9 protein-coding genes are annotated in these 14076 nt (G+C 45.1%); all 9 read left to right on the top strand.

Annotated elements, in window-relative coordinates; genetic code table 11:
* Window positions 1-9: 9 nt before the first annotated feature.
* Window positions 10-1437, top strand: coding sequence for an ABC transporter substrate-binding protein (locus J2Z66_RS00995; RefSeq protein WP_209968735.1), 1428 nt, complete (start codon window positions 10-12; stop codon window positions 1435-1437).
* A gap of 127 nt (window positions 1438-1564) precedes the next feature.
* Window positions 1565-2683, top strand: coding sequence for an ABC transporter ATP-binding protein (locus J2Z66_RS00990; protein WP_209968732.1), 1119 nt, complete (start codon window positions 1565-1567; stop codon window positions 2681-2683).
* On the top strand, window positions 2677-5619 hold the full coding sequence (locus J2Z66_RS00985) for an extracellular solute-binding protein (RefSeq protein WP_209968730.1): 2943 nt from the start codon (window positions 2677-2679) through the stop codon (window positions 5617-5619). The genes J2Z66_RS00990 and J2Z66_RS00985 overlap by 7 nt, the downstream gene beginning before the upstream one ends.
* On the top strand, window positions 5616-6557 hold the full coding sequence (locus J2Z66_RS00980; protein WP_245375185.1) for a carbohydrate ABC transporter permease: 942 nt from the start codon (window positions 5616-5618) through the stop codon (window positions 6555-6557). Before J2Z66_RS00985 ends, J2Z66_RS00980 begins: the two co-directional genes overlap by 4 nt.
* Before the next feature lie 3 nt (window positions 6558-6560).
* Window positions 6561-7484, top strand: a complete 924-nt coding sequence (locus tag J2Z66_RS00975) for a carbohydrate ABC transporter permease (RefSeq protein ID WP_245375184.1) — start codon at window positions 6561-6563, stop codon at window positions 7482-7484.
* Window positions 7485-7501: 17 nt separating this feature from the next.
* Window positions 7502-9769: a YIP1 family protein gene (locus J2Z66_RS00970; protein WP_209968727.1), complete on the top strand. Its 2268-nt coding sequence runs from the start codon at window positions 7502-7504 to the stop codon at window positions 9767-9769.
* Window positions 9762-12098, top strand: a complete 2337-nt coding sequence (locus J2Z66_RS00965) for a DUF5696 domain-containing protein (protein WP_209968724.1) — start codon at window positions 9762-9764, stop codon at window positions 12096-12098. The genes J2Z66_RS00970 and J2Z66_RS00965 overlap by 8 nt, the downstream gene beginning before the upstream one ends.
* A complete protein-coding gene (locus tag J2Z66_RS00960; protein ID WP_312894323.1) occupies window positions 12095-13057 on the top strand; it encodes a carbohydrate ABC transporter permease in 963 nt (320 codons plus the stop codon). The genes J2Z66_RS00965 and J2Z66_RS00960 overlap by 4 nt, the downstream gene beginning before the upstream one ends.
* Window positions 13058-13062: 5 nt before the next feature.
* Window positions 13063-14037: a carbohydrate ABC transporter permease gene (locus J2Z66_RS00955; protein ID WP_209968723.1), complete on the top strand. Its 975-nt coding sequence runs from the start codon at window positions 13063-13065 to the stop codon at window positions 14035-14037.
* The last annotated feature ends 39 nt before the right edge of the window (window positions 14038-14076 follow it).

The raw sequence follows: 14076 nt of genomic DNA, 5'->3' as shown, positions 1-14076 counted from the left end.
GAGATTTTTGTGAAGAGGAATACATATTTTTTGGGGATAAAGAAAATGGTTATGCTTAGTACATTGTTAATAATGGCATTAGTGACGGCAGCTTGTGGGGGAGATACGGCAAGTCCAAGCCCATCAGCGTCTAGTGGGTCTACTCCAGCAGCAGAAGTAAAGAATGATACTACTCCTGCACCAGATGACAGCAAACATGAGCCGGTAAAATTAAGATTCTTGTGGGCGATTCCGCCAGATAACGAGAATTTCACCAAAATATTGAATGCTTTCACTGCGAAATATCCTTGGATCACTGTTGAGACTATTTATGGACAAGGACCAAAAACGCTCCAAGAATATATTGCCGCTGGTGAGCCCATTGATATATTCTGGAACCCTACAATGTGGGAGGTTTTATCGCAGAACTATGTGGAAGACTTGACTCCATTTATAGAAAAGGATGCTGATTTCAAAGCGTATCCATTCAAACCAGGCATTCTTGAAACGTTCCAAAGCCATGGCAAACAATATGGTTTATCACGAGGGAATGACCTGCATATGATCTTTTATAATAAAGATTTATTGAAGCAATACGGTATGGAAGCTCCGAAGAATGATTGGACTTATGAGGATATGAAAGCTATGGCTAAAAAGGCGACTAGTGTAGCTGACAGGCATTATGGTTTTTCAAACTTTAGCTGGTGGTTCAGCTTCGTTCCGATGACTATGGCGGTTGCCAATGGCCACGCTCCGAATTTGTTCGGATTAACGGAAGACTTAAGCAAATCAACATTGGATGGAACTAACCCGGATCTGCTGAATGATTTCCAGTGGTATCAAGACCTGATGACAAAAGACGGTTCGTTGTTAAATGACAAAGGCCTTAAGGATGCTGGACTTTCAGGTGATTTATGGTCTTCAGGGCAAGCTTTATTTCAATCTATTGTAACTCCAGTCATTCCAGGCTACAATGCCAGCTTGAAATTTGATTGGGATGTTGCGCCTGCACCTAAAGGTACTGCCAAGCAAGTAAGCTTTGCCTGGAATAGCGGAATGTTCATGGGAAAAGCCAGCAAGCATAAAGAAGAAGCTTGGAAATTAATGAGCTTCTGGGCAGCTTCAAAGGAAGGCCAAAAGATTTTGTATGATATTGGAGGGTCCTTCCCTAACACGGACGATGCAGAGCTGGTAGCTTATTTCAACAATGTTGAAGCTTATTCCAAATTAAATAAAGAGGCTATGAACTACGCGCAGAAGAATGTCCTCTATGATCCAACTTACGGTATGGTCGGTGGAAATTTCATTGATCGTGCTGTGCAAGACTTTGGAAATAAAGGCTATCAGGACGAAATAAGTGCATTCGATTACTTCCCGGCTGCTATTCAACAAGCAAATGCCAGCATTGCAGAAGCGCAAATTCTAGATGAGAAAATTTCCAAAGCTGCAGACAAGTAAATAAATAACGAATCAAGCTTTATGGTGTTCATCCGAAGTTCCAGGGCTCCTGGGGGGTTCCTGGGACTTTGGTTTTTCGTATGGCAAGGGAAATAATATCATTTACTAGTGGATAGGGGCACTGAAAATGGGGAATGTAACATTTCAGCACGTTTCGAAACGGTATGCGGGTGAAAAGCGAAAGTCGGTTAATGACTTTAGTCTGAAGGTAGAGGAAGGCGAATTTCTAGTGCTTGTAGGGCCTTCTGGCTGTGGGAAATCTACATTATTACGCATGCTGGCGGGGCTAGAGGATATAACAGAAGGAGAAATTTACATCGGGGATAAGCTGGTTAATTATGTCTCATCCAAAGATCGCAACATCTCGATGGTTTTCCAGAATTATGCCCTCTATCCTCATATGAGTGTGTACGAAAACATTGCTTTCGGATTGCGTTTACGCAAAATGGCAAAAGCAGACATACATGAACGTGTGACACGTGCCGCGAAAATTCTTGAAATTGAATCACATTTGTCGAAGCAGCCGAAGCAAATGTCTGGCGGTCAACGCCAGCGGGTAGCGCTAGGCCGAGCGATTGTGCGTGAGCCTGCTGTATTCCTGTTCGACGAGCCGCTATCCAACCTGGATGCCAAGCTGCGCGTACAGATGCGTGAAGAGATCGGTAAGCTATATCGCCGATTGAAGACAACTATGATTTATGTTACACATGATCAAATCGAAGCCATGACGATGGGGACACGGATCGTTGTAATGAAAGAAGGTTTGGTGCAGCAGGTGGCTACACCTGAAATGATCTATACAAGACCAGCGAATATGTTCGTTGCTGGATTTATCGGATCGCCTCCCATGAATTTTATGCACGGCAAGTTTGTATCGATGGACGGAGCCAGTTTTTTTGAAACGAAAAGATATTCGCTGCTTATACCGGAAGAAAGAGCAAAGCCGCTGATTAAGGCCGGTTACGAAGGCAAAGTGATTGTGATGGGTGTGCGTGCCGAGGATGCGATATACAAAAAGGAAGAACTGTCACTCGAAGCTTTCATTTCAACGCAATTTGAAGCAGTAATTGAAATGAGAGAGTTATTAGGTTCCGACGTGTACTTATATCTATACAACAAAGAGCAAAGACTCGTTATTCGTGTGGATCCGCGTGCCCGATTTGAGGAAGGGAAAACGATTCAAGTTGGATTGGATATGAATCGGGCTCATTTCTTTGATAAAGCAACGGAGGAGCTAATATGTTGAAAGCGATTAAGAGGCTGGCACTCCTGCTGATCTTATGTATGTTGTTTACCTTATCCTTCTCTTCTCTGCCTAGACTCTATATGGAAAAGGAAAATACACCTACAGTACAAACAACTGTACCTGTAAACGGTGAAGTTACCTATTCGGTGTGGAGAGCAACGATTGGGGCGGAAATGGCTGATGCAAGCGCACTTTCCAAGCCTCTTGTCATCCCTTCTTCAGACTATAGCGCTTTATCTGACACAGCCGGGTTTGAGGATAAGGGAACTGAGGGCTTGCTGTGGAAAGATGGAGAAAGCTGGATTGAATATCAGGTAGATGTGCCAGAAGACGGTTTATATCATTTAGGTCTCGTCTATGATTCGGTTCATTCAAATGGAATGGATATATCGCGCGGCGTACAAATCGATGGAGTGCTGCCCTATAAAGAAGCCCGGCATGTACAGCTTAAACGTGTATACAAGCATGCTAATTTTCCACCTGAGCGTGATGATTTTAATAATGATATAAGACCTGCGTCTGTCGAAGTGCCTGGCTGGAAAAGCGAGCTGCTAAGTGATTTTACAGCAGATGCTAGACCACTGAAGTGGCTTTTAACCAAAGGAGTGCACACGATTCGTTTGTTAGGGGATCGAGAGTCGATCATGCTTAAAGAGCTTTTTGTTCAAGCTCCAATCGAGCTGCCCAGCTATGCTGAGGCTTCGGCAGGGTACTCGCAAGCGGATGCTAATGGGGATTGGATTCAAATTTATGAAGCAGAAAAGGTCGATACGAAATCCAATACCTCCTTACAGCTGCAATCCAATAATGACGCACTGATTTCACCTTCAACGGATGGGTTAGTCCGCTATAACGCCATAGGTGGGGATGGATTTCGATTCGGGGGTCAGTGGTTAGAATGGGAGTTTGAGGTGCCCAAAGATGGGCGCTATCAAATAGGATTCAAATTTTTGCAGAAATTTTTGAACAACTCTTATGCATTTCGGACGATGACAATTGATGGGGATCCCTTATTTCAAGAAATGCAAACGGTTCGCTTTCCTTACGATCCTTCATGGAAATGGCAGGGATTAACCTTATCAGACCAGACTAATCAGCCACTGTTGTTTCAATTAAAAGCAGGCAAGCATCATCTTCGTATGACTGTTAATTCAGCTCCTATCAAGCCTGTATATGAAGGGCTGCTGCGAAATTTAAGTCAAATTTCGCAATTGAATCAGGAAATCCGCCGTATTACGGGTAATTATGATAAATCATCCGGATCGGGAGGCAATGTTGATTTAAACCGCGATTGGGATCTGGAAACGTATATTCCGGATCTGGGGCAGCGGCTTCAGATGATGATAGATGATATGAATCAATTGGCGGATGAGCTTTCCGGCATTACAACCGGACGAAGCGATACAGAGAATGCCTTCCGTTCAGGAGCAGAAGATTTGGAATATCTTAAAAAGCATATCAAGCAAATTCCGAATAGGTTGAATACGTTTGAAGCGATGCAGAATAACCTGGCCGTATGGGCGAATGTGCTGCTGGAACAGCCGCTTATGCTTGACTATTTCTGGGTTGCAGAGCCGGGAGCGGATTCTCCGAAGATAAGGGCGAATCTTTGGGACAGTATCAGCAAATTTACAACCGATTTCTCTCATTCATTTACGATCGATTATGAGTTTCGTCGGAAGAATCCTGAAGCGATTGATATTTGGGTAAACCGCGGGCGGGACTACGCCAACCTGATTCAGCAATTGGCTGATGAAACCTTCACGCCGAAAACAGGTATTCCGGTAAACGTCAATATTGTCCCGGATGCGCAGATGTTCATTCTTGGCAATATCTCAGGCTTGCAGCCAGATGTCGCGCTTGGGGTAGATGGGGCTATGCCTATCGATTTCGCTACAAGGGGAGCCTTGGTTGATCTATCCCAATTTCCTGATTATAAGGAAGTGGCCCGGCAGTTTCATCCTGGGGCGCTCCGTACCTTCCACTATGACAGTAAGGATTATGCGCTGCCAGAAACGCAAGGCTTTAACGTGATGATGTATAGAAGCGACATTCTAGGCAGCTTGGGGGTAGAGCCACCTGAAACCTGGGCTGACTTAGTGAAAATATTGCCCTCGTTACAGCAAAATGGGTACAATTTCTTCATTCAGCCTGGCGATTATCAAACGTTTATTTATCAAAACGGCGGCGAGCTTTATGCTGGCAATGGCTTGAAATCCGGACTTGACAGCGAAGCAGCCTATAAAGGCTTCCAGCAGTGGACCGATATGTTTTCGTTATATCAATTGCCTAAAGAAGTGCCAAGCTTTTACAGCCACTTTCGTCTGGGAGATATTCCAATAGGGATTATTGATTTCAATACGTATTTACAAATATCTTTTGCGGCACCAGAGCTTGTGGATCGGTGGAAAATTGTTCCCATACCGGGTAATAAACAGGAAGATGGGACGATTGTCCGTTGGTCGGGTGGTCCCTTGCAGGCTGGTGTGATATTCAATAAATCAGACAAGCAGGATGAAAGCTGGACATTCTTGAAATGGTGGACTTCAGCTGAAACCCAGTCGCAATTCGGTAATGATATAGAAGCGCTCAACGGTCCTGAATTCCGTTGGAATACAGCGAACTTACATGCTTTTACACAGCTGCCATGGCCACGGGAAGACTTGAAGACGATTATGGAGCAATGGAAATGGTATAAAGAAGCGCCGCAGGTGCCAGGTGGATATTTCACGCCACGAATGATGAGCTTTGCATGGGTAAATGTAACAGGTGGAAAATTAAATCCACGTGAAGAAATTGAATCAGCTGTTAATGATATAAACCGCGAAATGGCTCGCAAGCAGCTGGAATTTGGCATCATCGATAATCAGGGCGATGTACAGCATGAGTTGGATGTGCCACTTGTTCAGCAGCCATGGGAAGGGGGGAAACCATGAAGCATAAAGCTATAGCTCTGCGGGAGCCACTCTGGCAGCGCATCTGGGGAAGTCGAATGTCCTATCTGTTTATCGCGCCTTTTATGATTTGCTTTCTGTTGTTTATCGCGATCCCGATCCTGATTGCGATCGGACTGTCCTTTTACAAATTCAATGGTATTTCTCCGCCAGTCTTTATTGGCTGGCATAATTTCCTGGCCATTCTTACGCAGGATCGTATTTTTCTGCAATATGCGATTCCGAATACATTTAAGTTTGCCATTATTGTCGGCCCCTTAGGTTATATATTGTCATTCTACTTGGCATGGCTGATCCATCAATTGCCCAAATCGATTCGTGATTACTTTACACTATCCATATACCTGCCTTCACTTGCAGGCGGAGTGGCGATGACGGTCGTGTGGGTTGTCGTTTTCAGCGGGGATCGCATCGGATATTTGAACAGTCTGCTCTTAAATCTGGGCTGGGTAGATGCCCCAGTGCTATGGCTGCAAAGTCCGGAATATTTCATGAAGATTATGATCGCTATTTCACTTTGGGGGAGTATGGGCGTCGGTTTTCTGGCCATGCTTGCAGGGCTGCAAACCGTTAATCAGGAACTGTACGAAGCGGGACAAATTGATGGGATTTCCAATCGGCTGCAAGAGATTTTCTATATTACAATCCCGGCGATTAAGCCGCAAATGCTATTCGGAGCTGTAATGGCAGTTGTGGGGACACTGAAAGCGGGACAGATTAGTGCGGTACTTGCCATGACGCATGGGCTTACGGTTTCCCCAAGTTATTCAGGCCATTTGATCATCAATCAAATCGATGATTTCGCGTTCGTTCGTTATGAGCTGGGATATGCATCAGCGCTTTCCGTGATTCTTTTATTGATTGTTTATGGTGCGACGAAGTTTTCATTTCATCTGTTCAGCAGCCAGGAGGGAGAGTAACCAATGGGACAATCCGATTTAATGACAACAACTAGACAACAAAGTTCCATTAGGAGAATACTTCATAGATTAGGATACCGCAAAAAGCTGAAGCGGATCGATGCCTTTCAGGTCATCACGATACTTGGACTCATTGTGTTCTCTTTGTTTATGATTCTTCCTGTGCTATTTATTATTAATCATGCTTTCAAGCCGATTAATGAGCTGTTTTTATACCCGCCAACCTTTTTTGCCAAGAAACCTACTTTATTTAATATCAAGGAACTTTTGTTAAGACCGCAAGTGATTCCTTTTTCCAGATATTTATTCAATAGCCTAATCACCACAGTGCTGACCGTATCAGGAGTTATTATGATTAGTGCAATGGCTGCCTATGCGTTTTCCAAGCATCATTTTCCAGGGAAGAATGTTCTCTTTTCAATTATTATCCTCGCGTTGATGTTTGCGCCTGAGGCCGTTGGCATTCCCCGATATTTGGTGATGGCTAATTTGAATATGTTGAACACGTATTTCGTGCATATTGTGCCTTTTTTCGCGGCACCGATGGCCGTATTCCTAATGAAGCAGTTTATTGATCAAATCCCCGGCGCGTTGATGGAAGCAGCTAAGATTGACGGTGCCAAGGAATGGACGATATTATTCCGGATCGTTATACCGGTATGCATGCCTGCGGTGGCTACTGTTGGCATATTGGCCTTTCAGGGGGCGTGGACCAATGTAGAATCCTCCAACCTGTTCACGCAGGTCGAATCCATGAAGACCTTGCCTTATTATATAGCTTCATTGTTAAGCGGAGCTTCGAACAACGTGGTTGGCCAAGGCGCTGCAGCTGCGGGAGGTCTCCTTATCTTCCTGCCGACTCTCGTTGTATTCCTGTTTTTCCAACGTAAGATATTGATGACAATGGCCCACTCGGGCATTAAGTAGGGGAGGGGGGGACGAAGGTGGGAAGAGAGAAAGAAACCAGAGATGTATCTTCGTTGCAGAGCAACTCGTTATGGAAGAAGAAAAGCACCTTCCAACGTATGATAGCGCTTGTGCTGGCTTCGCATATTCTGCTGTTTTTTGTGCCAGGCCAACCAGCTGAGGCTGTAGTTCCGTATGGGACTACTTCCATGAATGCCAAGGGCGAATGGATTGAAACCCCGCATGCCTATATCCCTGATCAGATTTGGCGGGGATTTAAAGGGGCGGAGGATTTATTTCTTACCAATAATGATGATGTGTATGTAGCGGACTCAGGCAACAACCGTATTGTGCAGCTGGATGAAAACGGGAAAATCATGCGAGCCATACCTCATGCCTACAAGGATGAGGCAGACGAAAAGTCGCGTAATCCGAAAGAAAGACTGAATAGTCCCGGAGGCGTCTTTGTGGCAGATGACGGAACGATCTATGTTGCGGATACTAACAACCGCCGGATTGCCGTGTACGATAAGGACGGACAATTCATCAAGGAATATGGGGAGCCCAAATCAACGCTCATCCCAAGCACATTTATTTATATGCCATCGAAGATTGTGCTCGATAAACGCGGTTATCTGTATATTTCGACTAAAGGCGGTTATCAAGGGCTGCTGCAGCTAACGTCGGAAGGTGACTTTGCTGGATTTTTTGGTGCGAATAAAGTGACAACGGATTGGCTTACAGCTTTTAAGCGTAAATATTATACGGAAGAACAGCTGAAGCAAGAGCAGCCCAAGCTACCCGGTGCTGTTACCAACGTTACGGTCGATTCACGGGGATTTCTATATTCGGTGAACAAAGACCTTCCATCTGGACAGCTGAAACGACTTAGCTTTGGTGGTGTCGATTTGTTGAATAATCAGAATTTCGCACCATGGAATCCACCTCGTAATTATTTTTCGTTCAGAGATGTCTTCGTTGATGAAAATGAGATCATGACCGTACTTGAGGAAGGCAAGGGCCGCATCTACCAATATGATAAATATGGAAAAATGATCTTTAGATTCGGCAATAAATCAAACAGCTCTCAGCGGATGGGTTTGTTTAAGCGGGCTACAAGCATCGTTGTCAAGCAGGATGGTAAGATTCTTGTGTCGGATGGCGAACTAGGCGTCATTCAAACCTTCAAACGTACGCAATTCGGGGAACTGGTGCTGCTGGCTGTTTCAGAGTACACGAAGGGGAAATATGCGGAAAGCCGTGAGCATTGGGAGCGTATCTTGGAGCTGGATGGTTTGTATGATCGAGCTTACCAAGGTATTGCAAAGGCGGATTTCAAAGCGGGGGATTATGCAGCTTCCATCACTAATTTCGAGAAGGCCCAAGATAAAAAAGGGTATTCAAATTCTTTCTGGGAGCTTCGGATGAACTGGCTGCTTACTTATTTTGGCATAGGTGTGACGACTCTACTAGCTCTGCTGGTTGCATGGATCCTTTATCGGCTATCAGCGGCTCGGTTACAACGACGTCGATCTGCGGCAAACGCAAAGCTGCAAGGGAATCCGGATGAAGACTTCCAAGGTTTGCACTTGGGTAATCCCATTGACAATATCGTGCATGCACCTGCCGTTGCAACAGCCAGAATAGATCCTTTTACTGGGCTCATTCATACGCGGACGACAAATCGCTGGTTGATTTCACTGCAGCGTGTGATTTCCATTGTCCGGTATCCAGTTAATACCTTTACGGATATTGTTGAACGTGCTCAGGTGCGCTTCTGGTTTGCAGTCCTACTTGTGATGGTTGCATTTATGATTAGTATAACGGGCAAAGCGGCCGTGAGCTATCTGTTCACGGATGTGGTTTTCGTCCGCGTAGATCTGATGAACGAGATGCTTTACTTCTTTCTTCCTTTTCTAACCTGGGTGCTGGCCAGTTATCTGATCGGTTCGATTATGAAGGGGGAAGGCACGCTGACCAAGGTATTTATTGTGAATGCCTACGCGCTGGTTCCGTTTATTTTATTCAATCTTCCACTCAAGCTTTTTTCCAACTTGCTGACGCTGCAAGAGGGTGTGATATTTACTTTCTTGACGACGGTCATTACCGTTTGGGTATTGATCTTGATGTTCTTGGGAACGCAAGCTGTGCAAAATTATAATTTGAAGGAAGCACTTGGAATGGTCAGCGTATCGCTAATTACACTTGGCTGCATTTGGTTGTTTGGATTTGTGCTTATTGGACTTATCTACCAGGCGGTTGATTTCTTCATTCAGTGGGGGCAGGAGTTGGTGGGGCGTGTTTAAGCATATAAGAGTAGCAATAGGTGCATGGTTCAGAAGCAAGCTGACAACAATTATTATAGTAGGACTTATAGTGGCGATCCTTGGATATATATTCCTTTCAGCCGAACAACAGAAAGGGGATCTGGGTACTTACAGTCCGCAAAAGGCAGCCGCATTTATCCAGGGATTGAAGCTTACAACCGGCGATCCCGCTGGTGAGAAGATGAATTTTGCAGGAACGGACTGGATTCAGGTAGCAGAATCAGCTGATGCCTCCTTATGGCTGGACCCCGTTATTGGGAAAATTGCCTTGAAACGCGGTGGAGATGCATGGCTGAGCAACCCTGGTGCAGAGCAATTAGCCAAGGATCAGACCAAAGGCCTGGGGCAAACCAATTTACAATCTCCCTTTATTTTTCGGTTTTTGGAGAAGGACAAGCAGAATGAAACGGCAGGCAATACGATAGAGCATAAGGCTCAAATCAGCTGGAAAACACTAGAGTTTGGTATAGGCGTTACGTATCACATGGCTGATTTAGGTATTACTGTCTATACCGAATATACGTTGGATGACGGGCAGCTGGTTGTAAATATTCCAGAGCTGGGCATCTATGAAGATAAAGAAAATCGGCTAGTTAGCTTAGACGTGCTCCCATTTTTTGGTGCTGCAATGAATGGCCCAGACGGTTATATGCTCGTCCCTGATGGTCCGGGTGGCATTATCCGGTTTAATAAAGAACATTTGGATCAAATTGTTCCCTACCGTTTCCCGATATATGGAGATGACCCAGCGGCTATATTGGCGAATGCGAAGTGGGAACGTACGGACATCGCCTATCCTGTCTTCGGCATGAATCGTGAAGAAAATGGATTTATCACGATAGTTGAGCAGGGCGCTACAAAAACAAGTGTTGTTGCAACACCAGCTGGACTCTCAACCGGATTCAATCAGGTGAACCCGCGGATTACTTTAAGACGTTATTATGAGCAGCCTGTAGGTTTATCGCAATCCAGAAATGTATACGAATCCCGGCTTAACATAGAACCGTTTACGGCCCGATACATCCCGCTCATGCAGGGGCAAGCGGATTATGTGGGGATGGCGAAGGCTTACCGGAGTTATTTAACCGATAAAGCGGGCGTGAAACCTTTGGGCACATCTGCAGGCGCTCCTCCAATATTCTTAAATGTGCTGCTTTCTACGAGCGAGCAAACACCAAGTGGCGAAAAAGTCGTAAAGGTTTCCTCGCTTTCTCAAGTAGGGGATATGGTGCAAGCCTTGAAAAAGGATGGGGTTACTCAGATGCAGGTTGGTCTGGAAGGCTGGCAGCATGGCGGGGTTCCCGGAGCGCTTCCAAGCCGGTTTCCAGTTGAATCCGCTATTGGCGGCAAGAAGGACATGATCAAGCTATCGGCAGCTCTTAAAGCGGAGCATATTCCGCTGAGACTGGATGACAAGTTATATTATGCAGGAGACCAATTAAATTCGAGCTTCTCATCACGTCAGGATGCCATTCGCAATATAAGCGGATCAACGGTAAAATCTGAATTTCATACAGGCGATAATGATAACAAAGCTCACTTCTTTTATTTTATTTCACCGCAGATTATGCTGAATAAGATCCTTTCCAAGGCTCTGAAAGGCTGGGAAGAGCTAGATGTTAGCGGCATTGGACTGCAGGAGATGGGAGGCTTGCTTTATAGTGACTTTAAGCCGGATCATTATACGACTCGTGAGACGAGCATTAAGGTTTATCAGCAGATCATGGATTCGATCAAAAAGGACATAGGATCGGTCACTTCCTCAGGTTTTGAAGATTGGCAAGGCGGCAGTGGCGGCGGATTTGCGTATGCGCTTGGCTATGTGGATCACATGTTCCATTTCCCGCTGGAATATAATTACGATTTAATCATTGATGAGCAAGTGCCGTTTTATCCGATTGCCGTTCACGGTCTGGTGACCTATTCCGGTCAAGCCGGCAATTTGCGCCGCAATCCAGAGGTGGATAGGCTTCGTGAAATTGAATATGGCGCCATACCAGCATATTTGGTCACGAATGAAGACCCGGGACAATTAGGACGCACCAACTTCCCTTGGCTTTATAGCTCTAAATTCTCGCAATTGAAGCCGCAAATCGTCCAAGAGTACAAGCAGCAAATGGAGGTTGCCTCTGATGTCTGGGGGAGCTTTATTGAAAATCATCGCAAGCTGGCAGAGGGGGTGTACGAAACTACTTATTCCGGCGGGCGCCGCATCTGGGTCAACTATAAGGATCAACCGTTTAAGCAAGACGGGTTTGTAGTTAAGGAATTATCATATGCCGTAATAGATAAGGGGGGAGCACAGTGAGCGCCGAAACAAACAACACGAATCAAGCAGCTTCGGAGTCTACGGTTATGGCGGATTCTTTACCGGCCATGACGTTAAGAGAGCATAACAGCAGACGCAAGTCTATGTTAAGATCAGAGTCGTTCAGAGGGCTATTGTTCATTACCCCCTGGCTGTTCGGTGTATTGGCATTTGTCGCCTATCCCTTTTTCTTCTCGCTTTACATTAGCTTTCATAAGCTTTCTGCGGCTGCGGATGGCTCAGGTTTAAGCTTTGAATTTGTCGGTTGGCTCAATTTCAAATATGCTTTTATTATCGACAACGAATTTCCTGTGCAAATGCTTCAATTTATTCAGCAGACGATTCTGACGGTTCCGATAACGGTCATTTTCGCCTTGTTGGTCTCTGTGCTGCTTAACCAGAAGTTTCCTGGAAGAATGCTGTTTCGTGCCATTTTCTTTTTGCCCGTAATCTTTGCAACTGGACAAGTATTGTCGGAGCTGTTCAGAGAAGGGCAGGGCTCGATCCCTTTTATCGATCAATATAATTTGGAAGATACGATTTACGCCATGTTTCCGAGAAGCCTGGCCGATTCGCTTATGGGTGTTTTGAAGCAATTTGTAATTGTTTTATGGTACTCCGGCATACAGGTGTTAATCTTCCTGGCAGCATTCCAGACGATATCCCCTTCAACCTATGAAGCAGCACGGATTGATGGTGTAACGCCTTGGGAGTCCTTCTGGAAAATCACTTTCCCGGCTATCATTCCATTTATAGTCTTGAATTTGATTTATACCATCGTGGATTTGGCTACGTTTCCCTTCAACCCGATCCTGACTCACATATCCAATGCCATGGGGGATGCAAAAACAGGTTATGGATATGCAAGCGCGCTTGGTTGGATATATTTTCTAATTATTTTCATTCCGATTGGACTGCTCGTCCTGTTGGCAAGAAGACAGAATAACGGGAAGAGGTGAAAGGGTTGATTCATAACTATGGAAACAAGATCGCGCGATTGAAAAGATTCGTGCTGGGACAGAATGTCAATGACGGTGCGTTGTTCAAATTATTTATTTATATTATCTTGATTTCGATTTCTGTTCTTTACCTTCAACCCGTCCTGTACATGATTTCAACATCGTTCAAAACGGTTAGCGATCTTATGGACCCTACTGTGAAATGGATCCCGCGACAATTTAATTTTGCCAGTTATTTTGATGCATTCAGGGGATTACATTATTGGAAAGCATTATGGCAAACGACGTATATGTCACTTTCGGCATCCCTGCTGCAGGTAATTTCCTGTGGCATTACAGGTTATGCGTTTGCACGGCTGCGCATACCGTTTAAGAACATATTATTCGTGGTCGTTCTCATAACGTTTTTAATTCCGCCGCAGTCGCTAGTTATTCCACTTTATGTAACCTATGCCAAATTGCATTGGCTGAACACCTCGCTGCCATTTATCATCCCGGCGATTTTTGCCCAGGGGTTAAAGGGCTCGTTGTTCATCATTATTTTTCGCCAATTTTTCAGTACCTTGCCAAAGGAGCTGGAGGAGTCAGCCAAAATGGACGGAGCAGGGGCGGTACGTACATTTTGGAAGATTATGCTGCCCTTATCTCGCCCAGCGCTGCTTATCGTATTTTTGTTCGCTTTTGTATGGCATTGGAATGATTTTTTTGAACCCATGCTGTATTTGCGGTCCGCAAGGGCAGAGGATTTCATCCCCTTATCATTGCGGCTGAATTACATGCAAGGCGTCCTGGACTATTCTGCTGGCAAAATCGGTGGAATTGGTGGAGGCGGAGCGAGTCTCGGGGGTGGAGCGTATGATGTGAATGAAGCGATCAAAATGGCTGCTGCATTTATCATCATCTTACCGCCGCTACTGCTATATATGTTTGCACAGAAATATTTTGTGGAAGGTATTGAAAGAACGGGAATTGTCGAATAGCTTATAATAGTGGGAGACACAAAAATTGGACACGCTAAA

The sequence above is a fragment of the Paenibacillus eucommiae genome (assembly GCF_017874215.1).
GTDB lineage: Bacteria > Bacillota > Bacilli > Paenibacillales > NBRC-103111 > Paenibacillus_AI > Paenibacillus_AI eucommiae.
Note: the sequence above shows the minus strand (reverse complement) of the source record. Positions and strands in the feature narration are given on the sequence as shown.